Genomic DNA, 23825 nt, shown 5'->3' on the forward strand with positions numbered 1-23825 from the left:
GGGGGGGGGGGGGGGGGGGGGGGGGGGGGGGGGGGGGGGGGGGGGGGGGCGGGGCCCCCGCCCCCCCCCCCCCCCCCCCCACCACGGGGTGCGGCGGACGCGGTGCGCGATCAGCCGTTGCGCTGGGCGGCGGACCGCCGGCGCAGCACGTAGGTGCCCGCGCCCGCGAGCAGCAGCGCGCCCGCGGCCGAACCGGCGACGGCGGCGCCGTCGCCGGACCCGGACCCGGTGGCCGGGGCCTCACCCGCGGCGACCGCGCCGCGCGGCGTCTTCCCCGCGGCCGCCGCCCGGTCCCGCAGGGCGCTCGCCGTGGACCGGGGGACCGGGACCGGCCGGCTGGTCGGCACGGCCCGCTGAGCCGGGGACGCGCTCGGGGCCGGAGTCGAGCCGGAAGCGGGCGCCGCGCTCGCCGCGGTGGCCGGCAGCAGCACCGCTCCGGCCGCGACGGCGGTCAGGAGGGCGAGGCGCGGACGGAGGTGTCGGGACATGCAGAACTCCAGTTCCCGCCCGGAGTCGAGTGGTACCTGCGTGCCGGGTCGCAGCAGGTTCCGGGCGTGGCACCCACCCTGGCGGGAGCATGTGAGGAAGCTGTCAGGAAGTCATGGTCATCGGATCAGCGCCGGCGGCCGCCGGATTCGGGCCGGCGACCGGGGAGTCGGCGGCCAGCCTGGCGGCCTTCTTCCGCACCTCGGCCGCCCGGAGAACGCCGGCCGGGTGCGCCGCCTCCTCGACCGCGGTCTGCAACGGCCCGACGGCGCCGAGATCGGCCTCGGCCGGCAGGTCGCCCTCCCGGACCGACGCCCGTCCTGGCAGGCGAGCACGACGCCGTCGAACCCCCGCAGGCCCTGCGCGCACACCTGCTGCCCCACCTCGCGCGAGCCGTGCCGCACGTCCTGCCGGTCGGCGGCCACCTCCTGCCGCTGGAGGCGCCCGGCCCGGTCGCCGGATTCGCCGTCGGCCCGCCGTGGAGGGCGACGCCGCCGCACTAGGGTGAGGGCGTGAGGCGAAGGGGGAGCCGCGCGTGATCACCGAGCCGGAGATGTCGGACGGGCAGGGCGGGGAACTGCCCGCGGGGGTGCCGGGCGAGCCCGGCGCGGCGGCCGTCGTCGCGGGTGGCCGCACGGCCCCGCCGTGGCTGTGGGCGGTGGGTGGCGTCGTGGTCGCCTCCGCGGTGTGGGCGGCCGTGCTGCACGGGTCCGGCGCCACGGGCCCCGACCTGCACGGCTACCGCCTGGCGGGCAACCCGTGCGACGGCGGCACGCTCAGCCCCCTCAAGGACGCGCTCGGCGCCAGGGGCTTCGCGGTGTCCGACGCGACCGTGAGCAGGGCGCCCGCGGTGGACAAGCTGTCGTGCGTGCTGAGCGCCGACGTCCCGGCGGGCGGCGGCTGGATGACCGGCTACACCGTCTCCGTCAGCGTGGAGCTGCACAAGAGGACCGACCCCCGCGCGGAGTTCGAGGACGCCGGTCGGGCCCGCGTCTCCAGCCTCCCCGGGAGCGCCGCCCAGGACGGCAGCGGACTGGTCACGGTCGCCACGACGGACTACCTCTCCGCGGCCGACGTCCATCCCGTCGAGGGCGTCGGCGACGAGGCGTATCTGCTGGAGCCGCGCGCCTCCGACCAGACCCTGGACGTGCTGCACGGCGGGGCCGTGCTCACCCTCCAGGTCAGCGGCTACAGCCGCTGGAACGGCCCCGGCGAGTCCCCGCTGGACACCGGTGGCGAGCCGCCGGAACCCGACCTCACCGGTCTGCGACCGGCCCTCACCACGGCGATGCGCCACCTCATGACGTCATTGGCCTCCTGAGCCGGGCTCACCGGGCGTGTCCCCCGGCGTCCGGCGCCGGCGCGTATGTACCTTGATGGGTACGTACCCGATCGGGTACATTGACGCTCGTGGATGCTGCACTGCACGCGATGTCGGACCAGCACCGGCGCGTCCTCCTGGAGGCGCTGCTGCGGGGCCCGGCCACGGCCGGGGAACTCGCGGAACTCGTGCCCATCGCCCGCCCCGGGGTCTCCCGGCACCTGCGGGTACTGCGCGAGGCCGGACTGGTGGAGGTGGAACAGGACGCGCAGTGGCGCGTCTACCGGCTGCGGCCCGAGCCGTTCGCCGAGGTCCACCAGTGGCTGGACGGCTACCGGCAGATCTGGGAGCAGCGCATGGACGCCCTGCACACCGAGGTAGCGCGGGGGAAACACCAACGAGGGAGCACGACATGAGCGACCAGCAGATCAGCGACGTCGTATCCGGGGGAGTCCGGATCATCGGCACGCTGCGCGCCGAGGGCGCAAGGGGGGTCGTCCGCATGGAGGACGTGTACGACACCGACGCCGCCGACCTGTGGCGGGCGCTGACCGAGCCCCGGCGGCTGGAGCGCTGGATCGCCGACGTCAAGGGCGAGTTGCGGCGGGGCGGCGAGTTCCACATCCGCTTCACCAGCGGCTGGGAGGGGCAGGGCCGGGTGGACGTCTGCGAGGAGGGCCGCCGGCTGAGGGTGACGACGACCGAGCAGGACACCGGCGACGAGACGGTGATCGAGGCCGTGCTGACGCCGGAGGGCGCGAAGACCCGCCTGGTGGTGGAGGAGCGCGGTCTCCCGGTGTCCGCGGTGGCGAACCACGGAGCGGGCTGGCAGGCACACGTGGAGGACCTGGCCGCGCACCTGGCAGGGCGGGAGCGCTGCGACTGGCACACGCGCTGGGAGCAGCTCATCCCCTCCTACCGCGACCTCGCGGTGGCCCGCGGCTGAGCCGGCCCGGCTCCTGCGGGCAACTCGGCTCCTGCGGGCGGGTCGGCGACGGCCCGCCCGCGGCCGGGGCGGCTCCCCGGGGCGGGCGCGGCCGCGCGACGGCGTCGCTCAGGTGCGCCCGGACGCTCCCGCCAGGGACCGCCAGGGGGCGTCCGGCTGCCGGGCCCCTTCCGCCAGCAGGTCCTGGTAGGCGCCGGCCCAGCCGGCGACGGTGGCGTCGTCCAGTTCCTCGCGGTTGTACTGCACGCACCCGTGGAGCGCGCCGTTCGGGGCCAGGTGCAGCGCCCAGGCGACACCGTGCGGTATCCACGAGCCGACCGGGGTGGGCACCGTGCGGGTCCGCACCTTGCGCAGGCCGCCGGCCAGGGGGAGTTCGGCCTCGTCGTGCACCGCGGGAAACACCCCCAGGATGCAGTTGGTGCGCATCGGCTCCTCGTTGGGGGCCATGAGTTCGGGCACCTCGTACTCGATGTGCTTGATCGGCATCTCGTGCGCGTACGCCTCCCGGCATGTCTCGTGGGTGGCGCGCAGCACGTCGCGGAAGGTGTGGCAGGCCGCCAGGTCGGTGCGGAAGACCAGGAAGTTCATCACCGCGCCCACCGTGTCGTCGAAGCGCGGGTCGGTCCGGCCGGACGTGAGGGTGTCCACCGCCTGGTCGGTGGTCCCGGCGACGTGGTGGATCAGCAGGTTGAACGCGGCCTGCGCGACGACCTCGGGACCGCCGCCCAACTCGCCGGCGAGCGCGCCCGCCGCCGCCATCACCTCCGCGTCCACGGTGAAGTGGTGCGCGGAGCACGGCGCGGCGCGGGTACCGGGCACCGGCCGGTCGGTGGGCGCGGCGAAGATCCCGGCGCCGCGCATCCGGTCCTTCCAGTACGCCCGCACCTGGGCGGCGTCCGGCCGCTCCCCCTCCTCCCGCTGCCAGCGGGCGAACTCCCGGTACTGGCGGACCGGCGGCAGCGCGGCGGGTCGGCCGGAGGTGCGCCCGGTGTAGAAGGCGGCGAGGTCGCGGATCATCACCTGCACCGACCACTCGTCGCAGGCGGTGTGGTGGGTGACGAGCGTGAGGACGGCGTCCTGCCCGTCGAACCGGTCGAGGCCGGCCGCCAGCAGCGGCACCGCGCGCGGGTCCACCGGCAACTGCTCGGCCTCGGCCAGCAGTTCCTCGGCCCGCCGGTCGCGGCCCGGTCCGGGCGGCAGCGGCACGTCGCGCACCCGCAGCGGGACCGGCCGGGCCGGCCGCACCTCCTGGAGCGGCGGCCGCACGTCGCGCACCACCACGGTGCGCAGCACCTCGTGCCGCTCGACCAGGTCGTCGAGCGCGCCCTGCAACGCCGCGACGTCCACACTGCCGTCGACGCGCCAGGCGTCGGCCATGGTGAAGCCCGCGCCGAAGAACCCGCTGCGGTCACCCTGGTCGCCCGAGTGCCACAACTCCTGCGGGAAGGACAGCGGGACACGGGTCCACTCGGAGGGTCTGGCGGCGCCGGTGTCCACCGCACGGCCGGTGCGGCCGTCCGCGTTCTCGGCTGCGTCGTCTTCGGCGTGTCCCGCGGGGAGAGGGGTCCGGCCCTGGACGTGTTCCACGGAGCCTCCATCGTCTCGTTCGGCTCGGCCCGCGTCCCGCCGCGACGGCATGACGGTGCTGCCTCCTCGCCCGAAGGCGGGGGCGGTGCGCGGCCACTCCGGTCATGGTCGGTGATGCGTGCCGCGGTTCTTTCTCGCTGACTGCCCGATCGCCGGTACGCGCCCCCGGGGCACGGACCTGCGCACGTTCGCGTATACCCGGCCCGGCCGGAAGCCGGCGCCCGCCCGGCGGCCGGCGTCCATCACGGCGGGCGGCGTTCGTCGTAGGGGAGGCCGACGCCGCACCACCGGAGGAGACCCGCATGCCTGGGCCCGCAGACCGTCCCGAGATCTCGGTGATCGTCCCCACCTACAACCAGAGCACGCTGCTGCGGGCCACGCTGCGGCAGTTGGCCCGCCAGACGCTGCCCGCGGACTCCTTCGAGGTCATCGTCGCGGACGACGGTTCCGCGGACGACACGGCCGACGTCGTCAAGGAGTTCGGCGACCGGCTGCGGATCGGCCTCCACCACCAGGAGGACCTCGGGTTCCGGCTCGCCACGGTGCGCAACGCGGGCGCGCGGCTCGCCTCCGGCCGCCTCCTGTGCTTCCTCGACACCGGCGCCATCCCCGGGCCGGACTTCCTGCGCGAGCACCTGGCCGCCCACGCCGCGGGCGACCGGCGCGTGGTGCTGGGCTACGCCTACGGGTACAACCCCGACGCGCCGCCGTGGAGCGTCGCCGAGATGCTCGGCGCCATGCACCCCGAGGACGCGGTCGCGCGGATGGGCGACGACCCGGCCTTCCGCGACGTACGGCACAACGCCCTGGAGGCGTGCGGCTTCGACCCCGAGCGCCGCACCATCCCGTGGGGCCTGTGCTTCACCCTCAACTGCTCACTGGACGCGGGGCACTTCAAGGCCGTCGGCGGATTCGACGAGGGCTTCACCGACTGGGGCGGCGAGGACCTGGAGATCGCCTACCGGCTCCACCGCCACGGCCTGGTCTTCCACTTCTCCCGCGAGGCATGGGTGATCGAACACCCCTCCGAGCGCGACGTGAAGGCCCAACTGGACAGCTGGCGCGAGAACATGCGCCGCCACCTGCTGACGCGTCCTGATCCCGTCATGGAGCTGTGCTGGGCGCTGATCGGCATCAACCGCCCGTTCTGGGACTGGGACCGCGAGTACGGCGGGCTGCTGGAGGTGGCCCGCGCCGGCCGCGACCTGACGGTGGCCGGCGAGATCGCCCGCGCGCTGGCGCGCGTGCCGACCGGTGACCGCGTCGCGGTCATCGGGTGCGGCGCGGAACTGCCCGGCTCACGACCGCTGGTGGCGCTGGACTACGACCGCGAACTGCTGGACCGGGCCCTGGCCGCGGGCCCCCACCTCGGCCACCACGCGGTGGGTCTGCGCACACCGCTGGCCGACGGCGCGGTGGACACCGTGGTGATCACCTCCCGGCTGGCCGCGCTGTGGCCGCGCTGGGCCCCCGATCTCCTGATGGAGGCCCAGCGCATCGGCGCCACCGTCGTCCGCACGTTCCCGCTGCCCTGAGCTGATTCGAGTGCGGGCCCGGTCCGAGTCCGGGCCGGCCGCCGACCGGGCCGGATCGGCGTCCCGGCCCGATCAGCGGTAGGAGCCCGCCTGCAGCTCGAAGAGGTCCGCGTACAGGCCCCGCGCGGCCATGAGCGAGGCGTGGTCGCCGGACTCCACGATCCGGCCGTCGTCGACGACGACGATCAGATCGGCCATGCGGACCGTGGAGAAGCGGTGCGACACCAGCAGCGTGATGCCGCCGGTGGCGGCCGCCACCTGCACGGCCTGGGCGGCGTACCGCTCGAAGAGTCGGTGCTCGGCCTCCGGGTCCAGCGCGGCGGTCGGCTCGTCGAGGACGAGCAGCAGCGGGTTCTGCCGCATCAGCGCGCGCCCGAGCGCCAGCTTCTGCCACTGTCCGCCGGACAGTTCGGCGCCGTCGGCGTAACTGCGGCCGAGCAGCGTGTCCAGGCCGTCCGGCAGCCGCTCGATGACGTCCGCGGCCTGCGCGCGCTCCAGGGCGTCGCGCACCGCGGCCGTGTCGTCGATCCGCGGCACGTCGCCGAGGCCCACCGTGGTGCCGGCCGCCAACTCGTAGCGGACGAAGTCCTGGAAGCCCGCCGAGGCGCGCTCGCGCCACTGCTCCACCGGGATGCGGCGCAGCTCCTCGCCGTCCACCAGGATGCGTCCGCTGGACGGCCGGTACAGCCCGCACAGCAGCTTGACCAGGGTGCTCTTCCCCGCGCCGTTCTCCCCGACGACCGCCACCACCGTCCCCGCGGGCAGTGTCAGCGACACCTCCCGCAGCGCGGGCGCTTGGGCGCCGGTGTACGTGAAGCCGACGTCCTCCAGGCGGATGCCCTCGGTCAGGCGCTCCGGCGGCGCGAGATCGGCCGGGACGTCCCGCGGCGCGGCCACCAGCTCCGCGACGGTGTCCAGGCGGCGCAGCGTGGCGGTCATCCGCTGCAGCTCGCCCAGGAGCGTCACGGCGGTCGAGACCTGCTGGTTGACCTGCGTGGCCAGGGTGATGACCAGGATCACCTCGCCGACGCCGCGGTGGTCGACGACGGCGTTCCTGATCACCAGGATCACCGCGCCGATGTACGCCAGGCCGAAGACCAGCTGGCCGGCCGCGCGCAGCAGCGCCGCGACGGTGTTGGCCCGCCACAGGCCGCGGCTGGCGTCCTCCCACAGCGCGGCGTGCCGGCTGCGCATCTCCCGGTCCAGGTCGAACACCCGCAGCTCGCCGCCGAACCGCGGCGAGGCGCTCAGCTGGAACAGGCCCCGGGCGCCGCGGGTGGCCGTCGCCGTCGCGGTCTTCGCACGCTCGATGACCGCCTGCGCGCGCCCGCCCGCCCACAGCGGCGGCACCGCGGCCAGCGGCAGCAGGAGCAGCAGCGGATCGACCCTGGCGAGCAGGACCGCCGTGAAGACGACGGCCAGCAGCAGGCCGAAGAAGTCGAACAGGGACTGCAGCGCGTTCGGGAAGCGCCGGCTCTCCGGCTGCAGCACGGTCAGCATCCCGGCGTACTCGCTGCGCTCGTGGTGCTCGATGCTCTCCGAGCCGTTGGAGAGTGCCATCAGGCGCTCCACGAACTCCATCTCCGCCAGCTCGGCCATCTCGAAGTACACCACGTGGGCGAAGTTGCCGAACGACATGGCGACCACCGCGAGCAGCGCGACCACGCCGCCGTACCAGGCGGCCGCCGCACCGTGCCCGGCCACCAGCGCGTTCGTCATCGCCCCGAGGCACGCGGCGAGCGCGGGGCCGGCGACGGCCGCGGAGACCATCAGGAACAGCGCGGTGACGCACTTCGTCCGGTTGACGCCCCAGGCGATCCGCAGCAGCCGCCACGAACCGGTCGCGGTCTGCCTCATCGCCCTGCCTCCACGCTCTCGTCGTCGTTCCCCGTGCCGTTCCCCGTGCGCAGCGCGTCGTCCGCGTCGTCCGCGCCGCCTGCGTCGTCCGCGTCGTCCGCGTCGTCCGTGAAGCGTTCCGCCTGCAGGCGGAACAGGCGGGCGTAGGCGCCGTCACGCGCCATCAGCTCCTCGTGCGAGCCCTGCTCGGCGACCCGGCCCTGGTCGAGGACGACGATCAGGTCGGCCTGCCGCACCGTGGAGAAGCGGTGCGAGATCAGCACGGTGGTCGCCCCCTCGGCGAGCGAGGTGAAGTCCCGGAAGAACCCCGCCTCGGCGCGGACGTCCAGGCTCGCGGTGGGCTCGTCCAGGACCACCACCGAGGAGCCGTGGCGCAGTGCGAACAGCGCCCGTGCCAGCGCGATCCGCTGCCACTGGCCGCCCGACAGGTCCGCGCCGCCCGGGAGTTGCCGGCCCAGCAGGGTGTCGGCGCCGTGCGGCAGGGCGTCCAGGGCCGCTCCCAGGCCGACCGCGTCGATGACGGCCCGTACGCTCTCGGCGTCGGCGCGGTGCGCGACCGCGCCGAAGGCCACGTTGTCGGCGGCCGAGACCTCGTAGCGGGCGAAGTCCTGGAAGATCACCGCCAGATGGGTCCGCCACGCCTCGACGTCGCGCTCGCGGATGTCGACGCCGTCCACCCGGACGGCGCCCGAGGTCGGCTCGTACAGCCGGGCCAGCAGCTTGACCAGGGTGGTCTTGCCGGCCCCGTTCACCCCCACGACGGCGGTGCACCGGCCGACCGGGATGGTCAGGTCCAGCCGGTCGAAGACCAGCCGGTCCTCGCCCGGGTAGCTGAAGGTCACCTGGTCGAAGTGGAGGGAGCCGCGGGGCGCGGGCATCGGCGCCGCGGGCTCGCCGCCGGCCTCCGAAGTGCCCTCCTTCGGCGCCGCGGGCCCGCCGTTCGCCGCGGCGGCCCTCTCGAGCCCGGCGAAGAAGCGCCGCACCGAGTCGTACGCGTGCATGCCCACGGCGGTCTGCAGGTCCGACTCGGGGTAGAAGTCGCCGAGCCGCAGGGCGCTGAGCACGGCGGTCACGACCATCGCGAAGCGCGTCAGCGTCACATCGGAGCCCGGATCGGCGGCGACATGGCCGAGCACGCCCAGGACCGCCGCGGTCACCAGCAGCGTCCAGCCGGTGAACCACAGGAACGGCCACAGGTAGATGCGGCGGCGTGCGGTCCACAGCGGGGCCAGCCAGTCCAGGTAGCAGCGGCGCCAGTAGTCGCGCAGCCACTCCAGCAGGCCGAAGACCCGTATCTCCTTGGCGGCCGCCGAGTCGATGGTCAGCGCCCGCAGGTAGTCGTTCTTCAACTCCACCGCGTCGAGCCCGATCCGCACCCCCGCGTACTTGCGCAGGCCGCCGCGCATCCCGTAGCGGAAGAGCCCCACCGCCGCCGCCAGCCCGGCCGCCGCCCACCAGGAGAACGCGGCGCCCACGATCACCGCGTAGCCGGCGAGCTGCGTGTAGCGGGCGTGCAGGGCGAGTTGGCCGGCGCACGCCTGGCCGGGGCTCTGCACCCAGTTCTCCAGCTCGCGCGCCGCGGTGCGCAGGTCCTGGACGACGGCGGTGTCCTCCAGCGGCCCGATCCCGGTCGTCCCCATCGCCGCCCGCATCACCGAGTCGATGACGAGCCCGTCGATCCTGCGGGCCAGCAGTTCTCCCACCGACTCCCGCAGCGGGGCGGCGATCTGCTGTGCGACGAAGGCCGCGGCGCCCACCGCGAAGGCGCGCAGCAGCGAGTCCCAGGCGGCGGAGCCGATGCCGTCCCTGACCGCCGCGGGCACCCGGCCGACCACCACGGCCGCGTAGACCGTGAAGACCACCGGCAGCACACCGAGCAGCAGGTTCAGCAGCACGGTGGCGGCGATCAGCGGGACGCCGGCCCGGCCGGTCAGCTTGAGGATGTCCCTGCGCTCGGCCAGCATCCGGCCCAGGGTGCTCACGCGCAGCCGCTCCCTCACCGCGCACGTCCTGTCGTCGCCGGACGGACGCCCGCCGCACGGGCCGCTCCTGCTCCTGCTCGGCAGTTCGGAATCATCGTCTCCTGGCTCTCTCGTGGTTGTGCTGTGCCGGGTCCCGCGGAGCGGATCGCGCCGGCCCGGCGGTCCGGCGGCGCCGGACCGCCGGCGTCCTGCCGCAGACACGACGAACCGCCGGGCGCGCGATGGACGTCCTGCGACCACCGGGGCGGCCGAAGACCGTGCCCGCCCCGTGTGGTCGCGGGGCCGGTGCCGGGCTGGCGCGGCGTGACTGACGCGCCCAGGCCGATGGCCACCGCCGGAGCTCGCGGGACGTCGGGTCAGGACCCCGGGAGGACCTGGGCGACTTCCCAGACGTTGCCCGCCGGGTCGGCGAACGCCGCGGTCCTGCGCCCCCAGGGCCGGTCCACCGGACCGTTGAGCACCTTCACGCCGTGCGACTCCAGCTCGGCGCAGACCGCGTCGGTGTCCTCGACCTCGAGGGTCAGCAGCAGCCGCGTGCCGCCGGGACCCGCGACCTCCACCGGCTCGACCAGCGTGGGGGCCTGGGAGACCTGGAGCACGTTGATCATCAGGTTGTCCATCTGGACCACCGCGGAGACCTCGTCCTCGTAGACCGTCGGCAGCCCCAGCACGTCGGTGTAGAAGGCCTTGGTGGCCGCCAGGTCCTCGGCGAACAGGGTGATGACCTCCAGCCGCTTGAGTTTCGCGATCACTCTCGGTCTGCCTCGCTTCCCGCATCGGTGCGCCGCGCCCGGTCGGACGCCGCGAGCGCCCGGACCCCGCGTGTCCCGGCGGCGCCGCACCGGAACAGGGCCGGGCACCCACGACGACGAACGGGCGGCGCCGCACTGGACAGTCCGCCGAGGATTCCGCCCCGGCGTGCGACCCGGCGACCTGGCGACCCGGCCGCCCGCCAAGCGGGCAAGCGGGCAAGCGGGCAGGCGGGCATCGGAGTGGCGGCGGGGGCGGTCGCGGGCGTGGCTCCCGCGCCCGCCGGAAGCGCCGCCTAGGGTCGGCGCTTGTCGACGGGGGACCGTCAGGAAGAGGTGGGTGGGTCGTGGAACGCAGGACAGCGCAATCGCCGGCACGCGAGCCGTCGCCGGCCGCCCGCGGGACGAGGGCGCGGACGCGGCGGCTCGCGGTCGTGACCGCGCTGGTGGCGCTCTGCGCGCTGCCCCTCGCCTCCGGTGGCGCCACGGCGGGCGCGGCGGCGCGGCCGGGCGGGGCGGCGCGGCCGGGCGGGGCGCCCCCGGACGGCAACCGGCCGCTGTACGTGTCCGACTACGGCAACGGCCGGGTGGTGGCGCTCCCCCCGCTCGGCGGTGGTCGGACCACCCTGCCGCTGGACGGCCTGGTGCACCCGACCGGGCTGGCCTGGGACGCCGCCGGCGACCTCTTCGTCTCCGACACCGGCAACAACCGGGTGGTGGAGTCGCCCCGCGGCGGCGGGGCGCCGTCCACCGTGCCCACCGACGGCCTGTCGCGCCCGCTCGGCCTCGCCGTCGACCGCGCGGGCAACCTCTACATCGCCGACAGCTTCAACGACCGCGTGGTGAAGGTGCCCGCGGGCGGCGGCGCCCAGACGACCGTCCCCACCACGGGCCTGCTGCACCCCTGGGGGCTGGCGCTCGGGGCCGACGGGACGCTGTACGTCTCCGACTTCGTCAACGACCGGGTCGTCAGGGTCTCCGCGGACGGCGGCCAGAGCACCGTGCCCACCGTCGGCCTCTCGCAGCCGACCGGTCTCGCCCTCGACGCGGCGGGGGACCTCTTCGTCAGCGACAGCGGCAACAACCGGGTGGTGGAGGTGTCCGCGCGCGGCGGCCGGCAGAGCACGGTGCCCGTCACCGGGCTCAGCGATCCGCTGGGCCTCGCCCTCGACGGGCGCGGCGGCCTCTACGTGGCCGACGGCTTCCACAACCGGGTGGTGCGCGTGCGCCCGGCGGGCGGCGGTCAGGCCACGCTTCCCCTCACCGGCCTCGACACGCCGACCGGCCTCGCGTTCCCGCCGGCGAACGCACAGCCGGGATGGAGCCGGCCGCCCATCCACGCGGCCGGTTGACCCCCCGCCGGGGGGAGCCCGGTACGCCGCCACGGCAACGTCGAAGAACCGAAACCGCTCCGCCGTCCCGGCGGATCGCTCATGCTCGTAGGGTCAGCCGTTGCCGTCCAGGGGGAGACACTCGCCATGAAGATCCGCTCGCACACCGCTCGTGTCCTGGCCGCCGGCGCCCTGGCCTGCGCGGGACTGGTGGCCGCCACCGGCACGTCCTCGGCGGCCGCCGCCTCGCCGCCGGTGAACCTCCACCGCGACAGCGCGCCCGCGAACGTCTACAACGACTCGGTGCCGAGAGACGTCTCCGCCGACGCCGTCGCCGCCGGCGTCCAGGCCGGGTGAGGCTCCACCTCCCGGGCGGGCCGGCCGGCGCTCCCGGTCATCCGCCCGCCGCGTAGAGGAGCGCGCGCGTCGGAGGGTGCGCGGCGCGCGCGGACGCCCAGGTCAGCCGCAGCCGCAGCGTGGGGGTCGGGAGGCGCAGGGCGGTGAGCGCACCGGCGGCCAGGTCGTCGGCGACGGCGAACTCGGGCAGCAGCGCCACGCCGACCCCCTGGCGGGCCCACGCCCGCATCACCGCGACGCTGCCGGCGCTGACCCGTTCGACCTCCGGGCCGCACAGCCGCCGGGCGGCCAGCGCGAAGGAGCAGGCAGAGCTGGCGTTGACCAGCAGCCGCTCCCCGCGCAGGTCCGCCGGGCCGAGCACCTCGCCCGCCCGCGGGTGGCCGGGCGCGGCGACCAGGCGCAGCGGCACCGGGTCCAGGTCGAGGAAGTCCAGTTCCCCGCCGGCCGGCAGCGGGAAGCCGAGGTCGCCGAGCGTGTCGCCGGTGTCCAGCACCAGGCCGGCGTCGACCTCCCCTACGGCGACCGCCTCAAGCAGCGCCGAGCGGTCCAGCTCCGACCGTACGTCGACGCGCAGCTCCGGCCGGCGCTCCGCGAGCCGCCGCAGGATGCCGGGCGCGACGGAGGCGGCGATCGACTCCAGCGCGCCGAGCCGTACGACGGGACGCTCGCGGCCCGCGTCGGTCACCTCACGCCGCGCCTGCTCGGCCTGATCGAGCAGCCGGCGGGCCCACACCAGCAGGCGCTCGCCGGCCGGGGTGGTCCGCATCCCGCGCGGCTCCCGCACGAACAGCTCGACGTCCAGGGTCCGTTCCAGCGCACGGACCGCCTGGGAGACCGAAGAGGGCGCGAGGCCCAGGCGGTTGGCCGCGTCGGTGACGCTGCCCTCCCGGACCACCGCCTCGAAGGTCCGCAACTGCCGCAGTTCCATGCGGACATCGTCGCATCCCGGGCGCCGCGTTCGGCGTCGCCGAACGCGGCGTGCGGCGGGACCGGTGGCCGGCGGCGGCCGGGGCGGCGACGGTGGCGGCATGTCGCACACGCTCTCCACCACCACGCCGCCGGCCGCCCCGACCCGTACGGCCCCCGCCCTGCTGGGTGTCTCGCTCGGCTACTTCATGGTGCTGCTGGACACGACGGCGCTGTCCGTCGCCGAACCGGACCTGGCCCGCTCGCTGGGCAGTTCGACCGCCGGACTGCAATGGGTGGTCACCGCCTACACCGTGGTGTTCGGGGCGCTGCTGCTGTCGGCGGGGGCGGTCGCCGACCGCTACGGCGCCCACCGCGTCTTCCGCGCCGCGGTGGCCGTCTTCGGTGCCGGGTCGCTGCTGTGCGCGGCCGCGCCGGGCCTGTGGACGCTGGTGGCGCTGCGCGCGGTGCTGGGCGCGGCGGCGGCGGCCTGCGTGCCCGCGTCCATGGCGATGATCACCAGGCTGTATCCGCAACCGGCCCGGCGGGCCCGCGCGGTCGCGGTGTGGGCCACCGTCAGCGGCGCCGCGCTGGCCGCGGGCCCGGTGCTCGGCGGCGTGCTGGTCGCGCTGGCCGGATGGCGGGCGGTGTTCGTCGTGAACGGCCCGCTCGCCGCGGCGGCCCTCGTCCTCGTCGCGGGCGGCGCGGCGCGCTGTCCTTCCGGGCCGCGGCGGGTGGACTGGGCCGCGCAGGCCGGGACGTGCGCCGCGCTGGGCCTGGCCACCGACGCGCTGATCGCCTTCGGCGCGCACGCGGTGGCGCACGGGGTGTGCTCGGCGCTGGGCGCGGGCGCGGTGGGCGCGCTGGTCGCCGCCCGGCAGCGGCGGGCCGCGGCGCCGGTGCTCGATCCGCGGCTGCTGCGCGCGCCGGGGATGCCCGCGATGCTGGTGGCGGGCGCCGCGGTGGGATTCGCGCTCACCGGGGTGCTGTTCGTGCTCCCGCTGCTGCTCCAGCACACCCGCGGGTACGGCGCGGTCGCGACCGGCGCGGCGTTCCTGCCGCTGACGGTGCCCACCGTGGTCAACCCGCTGCTGGTCACGCGGCGCCTGGTGGCGCGGTACGGCTCCGGCTCCACCGTACGGGCCGGACTGTGCCTGCTGGCCGCGGCCGGTGGCGTCACCGGCGGCGCGATGTGGAGCGCGGCGCCCTTCGCGGTGCTCGCCGCGGGACTGGTCGCGGCCGGCTGCGGGGTGTCCCTGCCGCTGCCCGCGCTCACCACGGCGGTCGTCACCCTGGCGCCGCCCGGATCGGCCGGCGCGGCGGGCGGCGTGCTCAACGCCGCCCGGCAACTGGGCGCGACGCTCGGCGTCGCCGTGGCCGGGGCGTTCGTCTCCGGCGGCGGCCTGCTGCTGCCCGGCGTGGTCTGCGCGCTCGCCGCGGCGGGCCCGTACCTTGCGCGGGTGCTGCGGGGCCGCCGCACTCCGGCCTGAGGGGAGAGGGGGGCCGGGGGCCGCGCGGAGGCCAGCGCGCCCGCCTTCCCGGCGCGTTCCCGTGGCGCCGGCGGCGGATCGTGGTTTCGTTCCGGTGAAGACGGTGACCAGGGCCGCGGGACACGCCCGCACACGTCCCGCGGCAGGGACGGGCAGCAGCCGGCCGGGGCCGGCGTGGGGGTGGAGACGAGGAGCGGGCATGGCGCAGGACGGACCGCGGCGGGAACCGACGGCGGGCCTGGCGGCGGGGGCCGCTGCCGCCGCCGGGCAGGAGCGCAAGCTCCGGCAGGGCCTGGGCTACTGGGGCCTGACCGCCGTCGGCTTCTCCAACATCCTCGGCTCCGGCTGGCTGTTCGCGGCGATGTACGCGGCGCAGACGGCCGGTCCCGCCTCGCTGGTCTCGTGGCTGGCGGCCGGCCTGCTCAGCGCGCTCGTCGCACTGGTGATGGTGGAGCTGGGCGCCACCCGGCCCGAGGGCGGCGGGACCGCCCGCTGGCCGCTGTACGCCAGCGGCCGGCTGGTCGGCACGGTCGTCAGCTGGTCGGTGCTGCTGTCGGTGGGCGGAACCGCGGCGGAGATCACCGCGATCATGCAGTACGCCTCTCACTACCTGCCCGGCCTGTACAACGGCAGCACCCTCACCGCCGCCGGGCTGGGCCTCGCGCTGGCGCTGAGCGCGGTGCTCAGCGCGCTCAACTGGTTCGGGGTGCGGCTGTTCGCGCGGCTCAACAACGCGGTGTCGGTGTTCAAGGTGATCATGCCGATCGTGACGGTGGCCGCGCTGCTGGCCTCGGGCGCCCACGGCAGCGGCCGGCTCACCGGCCACGGCGGCTTCGCACCGTACGGCTGGTCGGCCTGCCTGAGCGCACTGTCCGCCGGCGGCATCGTCTACTCCGTCAACGGCTTCCAGGCTCCGCTGGACTTCTCCGGCGAGGCCCGCGACCCGCGCCGCACCATCCCCTCGTCGGTGCTGAGCGGCATCGCCGTCTCGGTGCTGCTCTACCTGGGCCTGCAACTCGCCTTCCTGCTCGCGGTGCCTGACCGGCTGCTCGGCCAGGGCTGGCAGGGCGTCGACTTCGACTCTCCGTTCGGCCAGCTCGCGCTGCTGCTCAACCTGCACTGGCTGGCCGCCCTGCTCTACGCGGACGCGGTGGTCTCGCCGGGCGGCTCCGCGTACGTCGGAGTGGCGATCGACGCCCGGCACACCTACGCCCTGGCCAAGAACGGGCTGCTGCCCCGCTCTGTGATGCAGGTCGACAGCCGGTTCGGCATCCCGCACCGGGCGCTGGCGCTGAACCTCGCGGTGATCGTGGTGTTCCTGCTGCCGTTCGGCGGCTGGCAGGACATCGTCGCCGTCATGGGCGACATGTACCTGCTGATCTACGCCTCCTCGACGGTCGCCGCGGCGGTCTTCCGGGCGAGCACCGGGGAGCGGCTGGCCGGGTGGGTGCCGGGGCTGCGCTGGATCGCGCCGATCGCCTTCGTCGTCTCCGGCGAGTTCGTCTACTGGTCCGGCTGGCACGACCTGCGGCTCGCGCTGCCGCTGGTGCTGGTCGGGCTGCCGCTCTTCCTCGTCCTGCGACGCGACCGTACGGCGGCCCCGCTGCCGGCCGAACTGCGCGACGGGGCCTGGTTGGTGGTCTACCTCGCGGGCCTGTGCCTGCTGTCCTGGCTCGGCGGCTTCAAGGGCTCGGGCCGCCTGCCCCAGCCGTGGGACTCGGCGGCCGTCGCGGTCTTCTCCCTGGCGGTGTTCGCCTGGGCCGTCGCCTCGGGGGTCCGCCACCAGGGCCGTACGCACGCCGCGGCGTGACACGCCCGGAGCCGAACGCACCGGCGGAACCACCGCCGCATACGCTGCCGGGACCCGTCGTCGGACGACGTCGCGGGGGAGCGCCATGGCCCCCGCCCCGCGGGAGAAGACCCCCGCGCCGGCCGGCGGCGCGGCGCCGCTGCCCGAGGCGTTCCACCCGGTCCGGTCGGTGAGCGGCTCTGCCTGACCTCGGCGACCGCGGCCCGCCCGGCCGGGCTCCGGGCCGGCCGTCGGCCGGCTGGACGACGCGCCAGGCGACTGCGGACGCGTCCTGCAGACGCTGCTCGTCGCGGAGCCTGAGCGGGCCGCGCGACGCGACCGGCGGCCGGCGCGGTAGCGAGCCGTGCGGGCGGGTATACGCCCGGGGGTAGCCAGGGCAGGTGAAGAAGGGTGTTGGGGTGGACGGGTCTGACGTGGTGCGCGGCGGTCTGGGAATCGGACGGCAGCGCGGAGGTGAGCGGGCAGAGCAGCGCGGGCAGCGCAGGTCCGCCGCCCGGACGGTGAAGAAATGGACCGGCCGGGCCGCCCCGCTGGGCGCCGCCTACGACGGCGCGGGCACCAACTTCGCGCTGTACTCCAGCGTCGCCGACCGGGTCGAGCTGTGCCTGCTCGACGACCGCGGGCGCGAGACCCGGGTGGAGCTGAGCGAGGTGGACGGCTTCATCTGGCACGCGTACCTGCCCGGTGTCGGCCCTGGCCAGCGCTACGGCTACCGCGTGCACGGCCCGTACGATCCGGCCCGCGGCGACCGCTGCAACCCGGCCAAGCTGCTGCTCGACCCGTACGCCAAGGCGGTCGAGGGCCAGGCGGACGGCCACGAGTCGCTGTTCGGCTACCCGTTCGCCGATCCGGATGCGCGCAACACCCTCGACAGCCGGGCGCACGCGATGCTCTCGGTGGTCGCCGACGAGAGGTTCGACTGGGGTGACGACCGCGCGCCGGGCCACTCCTACCACGAGTCGGTGATCTACGAGGCGCACGTCAGGGGACTGACGATGCGTCACCCGTCGGTGCCGGCCGAGCTGCGCGGCACCTACGCCGGGCTGGCGCACCCGGACGTGGTCGACCATCTGCGGCGGCTGGGCGTCACCGCCGTGGAGCTGATGCCGGTCCACCAGTTCGTGCAGGACGGGCACCTGCTGGACCGGGGCCTGCGCAACTACTGGGGCTACAATACGATCGGGTTCTTCGCCCCGCACAACGGCTACGCGGCGACCGGCGGCCGCGGCGGGCAGGTCGCCGAGTTCAAGTCGATGGTCAAGGCGCTGCACACGGCCGGCATCGAGGTCATCCTCGACGTCGTCTACAACCACACCGCCGAGGGCAACCACATGGGGCCCACCCTCTCCTTCCGCGGCATCGACAACGCCGCCTACTACCGCCTGGTGGACGACGACCCGGCGCACTACTTCGACACCACGGGCACCGGCAACAGCCTGCTGATGCGCAGTCCGCACGTACTGCAGATGATCATGGACAGTCTGCGGTACTGGGTGACCGAGATGCACGTGGACGGCTTCCGGTTCGACCTGGCGGCGACGCTGGCCCGGCAGTTCCACGAGGTGGACCGGCTGTCGTCCTTCTTCGACCTGGTCCAGCAGGACCCGGTGGTCTCGCAGGTCAAGCTGATCGCGGAGCCCTGGGACGTCGGCGAGGGCGGCTACCAGGTGGGCAACTTCCCGCCGCTGTGGAGCGAGTGGAACGGCCGCTACCGTGACACCGTGCGCGACTTCTGGCGGGCGTCGGACTCCACGCTTCCCGACCTCGCCTCGCGGCTGACCGGCTCCTCCGACCTCTACCAGGACGACAGCCGCCGCCCCCGCGCCTCGGTCAACTTCATCACCTGCCACGACGGGTTCACGCTGCGCGACCTGGTCTCGTACAACGACAAGCACAACGACGCCAACGGCGAGGGCAACCAGGACGGCGAGAGCACCAACCGGTCCTGGAACTGCGGCGCCGAGGGCGACACCGACGACGCCGACGTGCTCACCCTGCGCGCCCGCCAGCAGCGCAACCTGCTGACCACCCTGCTGCTCTCGCAGGGCGTGCCGATGATCAGCCACGGCGACGAGTTCGGCCGCACCCAGCAGGGCAACAACAACGCCTACTGCCAGGACGGCGAACTCAGCTGGGTGGACTGGGACCTCGACGCCGAGCGCCGCGGCCTGCTCGACTTCACCAGCCGCCTCATCGCCCTGCGGCGTGAGCACCCCGTCTTCCGCCGCCGCCGCTTCCTGCGCGGCGACCCCGACGGCACCGGCCGCGGCGACGCGGTGTGGCTGACGCCGGGCGGCCGGCAGATGCAGGAGGCGGACTGGCACCGGGCCGACGCCCACGCCGTCGCGCTGATGCTCAACGGCGCGGCCATCGCCGAACCCGGGCCGCGCGGCGAGCAGATCGTCGACGACTCGTTCGTCCTGCTCCTCAACTCCCACTGGGAACCGGTGGACTTCGTCCTCCCCGACCGCACCTTCGGCGAGTCGTGGAAGATCATCGTGGACACCGCCGCCGAGCCCGACGCCGCCGACGAGACCGAGATCAAGGCCGGCGGCACCCTCCCCGTCCCGGCCAGGACCGCCGTCCTCCTGACCCGCCCGTACGGGCACGGCGGCGGCCTGGCCCGCCGCACCTCCTGGCTGAACCCCCGCCGCAAGCGCCGCCCCTAGTTCCCGTGGTCCCTGGCTCCTCCGGCGGGGGAGTCCGCGCGCCGCGACCTGGCGGCCGCGGTCACCGGCGTGGTACCCCGCGGCGTCGCACCTGGCGGCGGCCTGCAAGCCACCGCGGGGTACGACGCCGGCGGTCCGCGCACGAGCATGGCCGCCGCCGCCGGCGCCCGCCTGGCCGCGGCCGGCCTCGCGTAGCGGTGCGTTCCGGCGCGTGGCCCGCGACGGACGGTCACCTGAGGTACCCGTACCTCCTGAGGTGTGCTCGGGCGCATCGCACGATTCCGCGGCCGGCCCACCGGCCTTCCGGTGCTGGTCGGACACTCGACGGTCGTTCGTCATCTGCTGTCCGCCCAGGTCGGACGGCCCGTGGGTAGCGTCGGAGCTGTTTGAGCCATCGACCCGGAAAGATCCCTTATGTGCAAGAGTGATGACCGTCCGTCGCACGAGTCGGCCGGGCAGAGCCGGCGTGGGTTCCTGCGCAACGCGGCCCTCGCCGGGGCCGGCACGGCAGCCGTGGGCGTGGGAGGCGCGGCCCTCGCCGCCACACCCGCGTCGGCCGCGGACGCGGCCGCCGGCGGCAGGACCGGCGAGAGCCGGAAGCCGGGCGTGTGGACCCCGGACACGACCGCCCTCCAGTTCACCCTGGCGGTCATGCCGGACACCCAGTTCCTCTACTGGGGCAGCCAGGACAGCGTCAACAGGGCGCCGCAGGAGGAGTCGTTCCGCTACATCATCGAGAACAGCGGGACGCCCGGGAACAACATCGTGTTCATGGCGCACCTCGGTGATCTGACGGAGGACGCCGACCCGTCGTCGTTCCAGGAGGTCGACAAGGCGTTCGCCCTGCTGGACTCCCGGGGCGCCGCGTACAGCGTGCTGGCCGGCAACCACGACGTGACCGGCGACGACAGCCGTGGCGACACGCCGTACCTGCGGACCATGGGCCCGCAGCGGTTCCAGCGGTCGAAGACGTTCGCCGGGTCGGACCCCACCGGCTACAACACCGCGCACGTCTTCCAGGCGGCCGGCCGCTCCTGGCTGCTGCTGGCCCTGGACTGGCGCACCACGGACCAGGGCTACGCATGGGCGAACGAGGTCATCAAGGCGCACCCGAGGATGCCGGTCATCCTCACGTCGCATGACATCGTTGCCTCGCCGTACGACGACAACGTTTTCCCATACGAGTCCGGCGACCCGGAGAACAACGCCGTCCTCTCCGGCAACGGCCAGACGGCCTGGGACCGGCTGATCGACGGCAACGACCAGATCTTCCTCACCCTCAACGGCCACTACTGGCCGCCCGGCCGCACGACCCGCAAGAACGCCGCGGGCAACGACGTGCACCTGCACATCACCAACTACCAGAACCGCTACTTCGGCGGCGGCGGCATGATCCGGCTCTACCATTTCGACCTGGTCCGCAACACGATCGACGTCGAGACGATCAACCCGTGGATCCTCGCGCAGGACCCCGAGTCCCGCTCCGAGCTGGCGGCCGAGCACGCCCGGATCTCCGGCCCGGTGGACGACTTCTCCGTTCCGATCGACTTCGAGCAGCGGTTCTCCGGCTTCGTCCCGATCCCGGTCCGGCCGGCCAGGCCGGCCGCGAAGGAACTGGTGAAGGGCACGCTGGCGTACTGGCGCTTCGACGGGCAGGGCGCGGCCGGCACCCCGCTCGCGGCGGGGCAGACGATCCGGGACCTGTCGGGCCGGGGCAACGACCTGACGGTGGTGACCGTCCCCGGCACCGCCGCCGACGCGCTCACCTGGTCCGACGACCACCACCCCGACCAGCCCGGCCACGCCAGCCTGAAGTTCACCGGTGGCAGGAACCCGGTGCACGGCTCGTACCTCGCCACCGGAGCGAAGGCGCCGCTGAACACCGAGACGTTCAGGACCGGCTACACGATCGAGACGTTCGTCTCCATGCCGCTCGACTGGGACGCGGGCAACAACGGCTGGGCCGCGCTGCTCAGCCGCCGGGGCTCCGCCGGGACCGCCGGGAAGCACGGCAGGAACACCGACCCGGGCGAGCCGGTGGTGCAGCTGGCCATCTCCAACAACGGCCGCGAGCCGCAGTTCAACCACTATCCGCTGAACACCACCTACCCGACCACCAACTGGGGCCACGGCCTGGTCGAGGTCAAATGGTGGCACCTGGCGGTGGTCAACGACGGCCGCCTCACCAAGCTGTACGTCGAGGGCGCGCCCGTCGTCGACAACCCGAACCGGGTGTCCGTCGGCCTCACCTCGCTCGGGCTGCCCTGGCTGGTGGGCGGCCACGAGTACGCCGGCGCCGTCGACATCGTCTTCCACGGCAGCATCGGCGACATCCGCGTCGTGAACCGGCCGCTGTCCACGAAGGAGTTCCTCACCGCCAAGTAGGCCGAGCGCCGTCTCGCCGGGTGCTGTGGCCACTGCGGCGAGGCGGCGCCGGCTCCTGTGCGCGGCGGCTCCGCACGCGGCTCCGCACGCGACCGCGGGCCCAGGGCCGCCGGGGGCCGTACTCTCAGAGCGTCGGACCACGCCGGGCGTAAGATCAGCAGGCGGTCCTGGCGGCTCCGGTACGGCCGGGGCGCTCCTCCAGCGGTATCTCGCCGCGGGGGAGTGGCGCGATGTGACGCGGGTAGATGACGAGTCCGGTCAAGTCGACCGGGACACGGGGGTTCGGGGGTGGGTGTGCGGCAGGCGGGGGTACTCGATGTGGGGTGTCACAGCGTTCTGCTGGCGTCGGCGCGACGCGCGGGGGACGCCGGTCTGGGGCCGGTGGAGTCGCGGAAGGTGCGGCTGCGGCTGCACCACGACCTCGCCCTCGACGGCCGGCTGCGCAAACCGGGCATGAGGAGCGTGGAGCAGGCCGTGGCGGAGGCCGTCGCGGCGGACCCGCGCCTGCTGGCCGGGAAGGTGTTCGCCTTCGCGACCTCGGTCATCCGCGACGCGCCCAACCGCGATGAGGTCATCGACCGGGTGGCGCGCACCACCGGCGTACGCCTGCGCGTGCTGCCGGGCGAGGAGGAGGCCAGGCTCGCCTACGTGGCGGCCCGGCAGTGGGCTGCCTCCCGCAGGCCGGGCCGTGCGCCGGGTGAACTGCTGGTGCTCGACATCGGCGGCGGCACCCTGGAGGTCGCCGCGGGCGACGGCGACGACCCGCGCGCGGTGCTCTCGCTGCCGCTGGGCGCGCGGCGCGTCACCCGCGACGCGCTGCCCGGGGGCGTCGCCTCGTCCCCGCGCGAGCTGGCCCGCGTCCGCCGCTGTCTGCGCCGGTCCCTGCGTGCGGTTCCCGAGCTGCCGCGGGCCGCGGAGGACGGACGCACGCTGGCCTGTTCCAAGACCTTCACGCAGCTGGCGCGGCTGGCCGCCACGCTCAAATCCGGGCCGCGGTCCTCCCGCTCCCCGCAGCGGCTGACCCTGGCGGGCGTGCGGGCGGCCATTCCCGTCCTCGCCGGCACCGACGTCGCCGACCGGGCCAAGCTCGCGGGCATCTCCGCGCACCGCGCCGAGCAGACCCTGGCCGGCGCCCTGGTGGCCGAGGCGCTGATGGAGGCCTGCGCCGTCCGCGCGGTGACCATCTGCCCCTGGTCCACGCGCGAGGGCCTGCTGCTGGAAGCGCTCGGCGCCACCGCCGCCCACCGCGGCGGCCGCGCCGCCTGAACTCCGGGAATCCGCAGGGCGCTCGCCCGGCAGCGGCGCGACCGGCCCGGCGGGCCCGCGGGTGCCCGGCAACGCCGCCCGCGGCGGCCCGCGGGAGTTGACGGCCTCCGGGCCCAGGGCTGCCGGTGGGGCCGGAGCCGCTGGGGTCGCGGCTCCGGCGGGCGGGCCTCAGCCCAGCGTCACCAGCAGGACGGCCGCCAGGACGATCAGCACGGACGCCGACAGCAGCACGATGCGGCCCATGGCAAGGGAGCCGGCCGCGTGGTGAGGGGGCCGTTCCGCCCGGGCGTGGTGCGGGTGCCGATCGGCGTGCGCGCCGGCGAGGTTCCACTCTCGGTCGCTGTCCGTGGTCACTCCGGTGTAGGTCATGTCCTTCTTCTGACCACTGATCCGGAAGCCAAAAGCGCCGATCTGCGCGAGCGGACCGAGGAGCGCCTCCCCTGCCGCTCCCCCCGCTGCTCACGGGCCGCTCCCGGGCCGGCTCCCGCTGCGGGCGGCGACGGCCCGCGATCGAGGTCCGTCGCCGCCGCGGTGAGGAGGCTCAGAACGCCTCCTCACCCTGTCCCAGGCCGAGTCCGGTGGTCCAGGAGGTGAAGGAGACGCCCGCCCGGTAGACGTCGTTCACCCCGGGCAGCCCGAAGTACGTGCTGCGCGAGGTGTGGTCGGGCATGGCCAGCGTCATCGAGCTGACCTTGAGGGTGTGGTCGGGCGCGTCGGGGATGTTGTAGACGGCGGTGGTGTGCAGCGGCGAGTCGGGGCGCAGGACGAGCGTGCCGCCGCGGCCGTTGACCGAGACGGGGACCGGCTCGGTCTGATCCGCCGGCCCGGCGACGGTGATCAGCGGGGTGTCCTTGAGCGTGCAGGTGACGCCGTCGTGGGCGAGCAGCGTCAGGTCGAAGCTCCGGTGGCTCAGTCCGGCGCTGAAACCGCCGAAGTAGAACGAGACGTCGTCCGCGGTGCAGGGGTGCGCCGCCGCGGCGGCGGCCGGCTTCGGGGCGCTCGCCGCCGTCGCCGCGGCGTGGCCGCCGATGGTCGCGCCCGCCGTCGTGGAGGCGCTCAGCAGCAGAACGGTGATCGCCGCGCCGAGGGACACCGCGCGGATCTTGGCATGCATGACGTACGTACCTCTTCACATCGTGGGTTCGGCC

Annotated in this window: 19 protein-coding genes; 11 read left to right on the forward strand and 8 right to left on the reverse strand. The window is 74.9% G+C overall.

The window, feature by feature from the left end; genetic code table 11:
* Window positions 1-110: 110 nt before the first annotated feature.
* On the reverse strand, window positions 111-488 hold the full coding sequence (locus V2S66_RS23980; protein WP_330798291.1) for a hypothetical protein: 378 nt from the start codon (window positions 486-488) through the stop codon (window positions 111-113).
* A gap of 533 nt (window positions 489-1021) precedes the next feature.
* On the opposite strand from V2S66_RS23980, the gene V2S66_RS23985 reads away from it, so the two are divergent.
* From V2S66_RS23985 to V2S66_RS23995, 3 genes are all read left to right on the forward strand, one after another.
* Window positions 1022-1807, forward strand: a complete 786-nt coding sequence (locus tag V2S66_RS23985) for a hypothetical protein (RefSeq protein WP_330798293.1) — start codon at window positions 1022-1024, stop codon at window positions 1805-1807.
* 89 nt (window positions 1808-1896) lie between these two features.
* Entirely contained in the window at window positions 1897-2223 is a 327-nt protein-coding gene (locus V2S66_RS23990) for an ArsR/SmtB family transcription factor (protein ID WP_330798294.1), read from the forward strand.
* Window positions 2220-2753 carry an SRPBCC family protein gene (locus V2S66_RS23995; protein WP_330798296.1) on the forward strand — a complete coding sequence of 178 codons (534 nt, stop codon included), beginning with the start codon at window positions 2220-2222 and terminating at the stop codon, window positions 2751-2753. The genes V2S66_RS23990 and V2S66_RS23995 overlap by 4 nt, the downstream gene beginning before the upstream one ends.
* A 108-nt stretch (window positions 2754-2861) precedes the next feature.
* On the opposite strand, the gene V2S66_RS24000 is transcribed toward V2S66_RS23995, so the two are convergent.
* A complete protein-coding gene (locus tag V2S66_RS24000) occupies window positions 2862-4340 on the reverse strand; it encodes a condensation domain-containing protein (protein ID WP_330798298.1) in 1479 nt (492 codons plus the stop codon).
* Window positions 4341-4642: 302 nt separating this feature from the next.
* On the opposite strand from V2S66_RS24000, the gene V2S66_RS24005 reads away from it, so the two are divergent.
* Window positions 4643-5875 (forward strand): glycosyltransferase, encoded by a 1233-nt coding sequence (locus V2S66_RS24005; RefSeq protein WP_330798300.1) that lies wholly within the window; start codon window positions 4643-4645, stop codon window positions 5873-5875.
* Window positions 5876-5947: 72 nt separating this feature from the next.
* Here V2S66_RS24005 and V2S66_RS24010 read toward each other — a convergent pair whose 3' ends face one another.
* From V2S66_RS24010 to V2S66_RS24020, 3 genes are all read right to left on the reverse strand, one after another.
* Window positions 5948-7732, reverse strand: a complete 1785-nt coding sequence (locus V2S66_RS24010) for an ABC transporter ATP-binding protein (RefSeq protein ID WP_330798302.1) — start codon at window positions 7730-7732, stop codon at window positions 5948-5950.
* Window positions 7729-9714 carry an ABC transporter ATP-binding protein gene (locus tag V2S66_RS24015; RefSeq protein WP_330798304.1) on the reverse strand — a complete coding sequence of 662 codons (1986 nt, stop codon included), beginning with the start codon at window positions 9712-9714 and terminating at the stop codon, window positions 7729-7731. Before V2S66_RS24015 ends, V2S66_RS24010 begins: the two co-directional genes overlap by 4 nt.
* Before the next feature lie 356 nt (window positions 9715-10070).
* On the reverse strand, window positions 10071-10466 hold the full coding sequence (locus V2S66_RS24020) for a VOC family protein (protein ID WP_330798306.1): 396 nt from the start codon (window positions 10464-10466) through the stop codon (window positions 10071-10073).
* A gap of 431 nt (window positions 10467-10897) precedes the next feature.
* On the opposite strand from V2S66_RS24020, the gene V2S66_RS24025 reads away from it, so the two are divergent.
* Together V2S66_RS24025 and V2S66_RS24030 are read left to right on the forward strand one after the other, a co-directional pair.
* Window positions 10898-11815, forward strand: a complete 918-nt coding sequence (locus tag V2S66_RS24025) for an NHL repeat-containing protein (RefSeq protein ID WP_330798308.1) — start codon at window positions 10898-10900, stop codon at window positions 11813-11815.
* Between the two features lie 126 nt (window positions 11816-11941).
* Window positions 11942-12151, forward strand: a complete 210-nt coding sequence (locus V2S66_RS24030; protein WP_330798310.1) for a hypothetical protein — start codon at window positions 11942-11944, stop codon at window positions 12149-12151.
* 37 nt (window positions 12152-12188) lie between these two features.
* On the opposite strand, the gene V2S66_RS24035 is transcribed toward V2S66_RS24030, so the two are convergent.
* Window positions 12189-13079, reverse strand: coding sequence for a LysR family transcriptional regulator (locus V2S66_RS24035; protein ID WP_330798311.1), 891 nt, complete (start codon window positions 13077-13079; stop codon window positions 12189-12191).
* A 100-nt stretch (window positions 13080-13179) separates the two neighbouring features.
* Between V2S66_RS24035 and V2S66_RS24040 the strand changes: the two genes are divergently transcribed.
* From V2S66_RS24040 to V2S66_RS24060, 5 genes are all read left to right on the forward strand, one after another.
* Window positions 13180-14547: an MFS transporter gene (locus V2S66_RS24040; protein ID WP_330798313.1), complete on the forward strand. Its 1368-nt coding sequence runs from the start codon at window positions 13180-13182 to the stop codon at window positions 14545-14547.
* Window positions 14548-14746: 199 nt separating this feature from the next.
* A complete protein-coding gene (locus tag V2S66_RS24045; protein WP_330798314.1) occupies window positions 14747-16357 on the forward strand; it encodes an APC family permease in 1611 nt (536 codons plus the stop codon).
* Between the two features lie 500 nt (window positions 16358-16857).
* Entirely contained in the window at window positions 16858-19026 is a 2169-nt protein-coding gene (glgX, locus tag V2S66_RS24050; RefSeq protein WP_330798431.1) for a glycogen debranching protein GlgX, read from the forward strand.
* Between the two features lie 414 nt (window positions 19027-19440).
* The gene (locus V2S66_RS24055) at window positions 19441-21411 is read left to right on the forward strand and encodes a LamG-like jellyroll fold domain-containing protein (protein WP_330798316.1); all 1971 of its coding nucleotides are present in this window, start codon (window positions 19441-19443) and stop codon (window positions 21409-21411) included.
* A gap of 381 nt (window positions 21412-21792) precedes the next feature.
* On the forward strand, window positions 21793-22677 hold the full coding sequence (locus V2S66_RS24060) for a Ppx/GppA phosphatase family protein (protein ID WP_330798318.1): 885 nt from the start codon (window positions 21793-21795) through the stop codon (window positions 22675-22677).
* A gap of 168 nt (window positions 22678-22845) precedes the next feature.
* Here V2S66_RS24060 and V2S66_RS24065 read toward each other — a convergent pair whose 3' ends face one another.
* Both V2S66_RS24065 and V2S66_RS24070 read right to left on the reverse strand, forming a co-directional pair.
* On the reverse strand, window positions 22846-23046 hold the full coding sequence (locus V2S66_RS24065) for a hypothetical protein (RefSeq protein ID WP_330798320.1): 201 nt from the start codon (window positions 23044-23046) through the stop codon (window positions 22846-22848).
* 172 nt (window positions 23047-23218) lie between these two features.
* Window positions 23219-23791 carry a hypothetical protein gene (locus tag V2S66_RS24070; RefSeq protein WP_330798322.1) on the reverse strand — a complete coding sequence of 191 codons (573 nt, stop codon included), beginning with the start codon at window positions 23789-23791 and terminating at the stop codon, window positions 23219-23221.
* Window positions 23792-23825: the final 34 nt, after the last annotated feature.

Source organism: Actinacidiphila polyblastidii, from assembly GCF_036353415.1.
GTDB lineage: Bacteria > Actinomycetota > Actinomycetes > Streptomycetales > Streptomycetaceae > Actinacidiphila > Actinacidiphila polyblastidii.

What these genes read in the sequence shown, in the direction of transcription:
- V2S66_RS23980 (WP_330798291.1), bottom strand. Translation starts at nt 488, where the DNA reads ATGTCCCGACACCTCCGTCCGCGCCTCGCCCTCCTGACCGCCGTCGCG.
- V2S66_RS23995 (WP_330798296.1), top strand. Translation starts at nt 2,220, where the DNA reads ATGAGCGACCAGCAGATCAGCGACGTCGTATCCGGGGGAGTCCGGATC.
- V2S66_RS24005 (WP_330798300.1), top strand. Translation starts at nt 4,643, where the DNA reads ATGCCTGGGCCCGCAGACCGTCCCGAGATCTCGGTGATCGTCCCCACC.
- V2S66_RS24010 (WP_330798302.1), bottom strand. Translation starts at nt 7,732, where the DNA reads ATGAGGCAGACCGCGACCGGTTCGTGGCGGCTGCTGCGGATCGCCTGG.
- V2S66_RS24030 (WP_330798310.1), top strand. Translation starts at nt 11,942, where the DNA reads ATGAAGATCCGCTCGCACACCGCTCGTGTCCTGGCCGCCGGCGCCCTG.
- V2S66_RS24035 (WP_330798311.1), bottom strand. Translation starts at nt 13,079, where the DNA reads ATGGAACTGCGGCAGTTGCGGACCTTCGAGGCGGTGGTCCGGGAGGGC.
- V2S66_RS24040 (WP_330798313.1), top strand. Translation starts at nt 13,180, where the DNA reads ATGTCGCACACGCTCTCCACCACCACGCCGCCGGCCGCCCCGACCCGT.
- V2S66_RS24045 (WP_330798314.1), top strand. Translation starts at nt 14,747, where the DNA reads ATGGCGCAGGACGGACCGCGGCGGGAACCGACGGCGGGCCTGGCGGCG.
- V2S66_RS24055 (WP_330798316.1), top strand. Translation starts at nt 19,441, where the DNA reads ATGTGCAAGAGTGATGACCGTCCGTCGCACGAGTCGGCCGGGCAGAGC.
- V2S66_RS24065 (WP_330798320.1), bottom strand. Translation starts at nt 23,046, where the DNA reads ATGACCTACACCGGAGTGACCACGGACAGCGACCGAGAGTGGAACCTC.
- V2S66_RS24070 (WP_330798322.1), bottom strand. Translation starts at nt 23,791, where the DNA reads ATGCATGCCAAGATCCGCGCGGTGTCCCTCGGCGCGGCGATCACCGTT.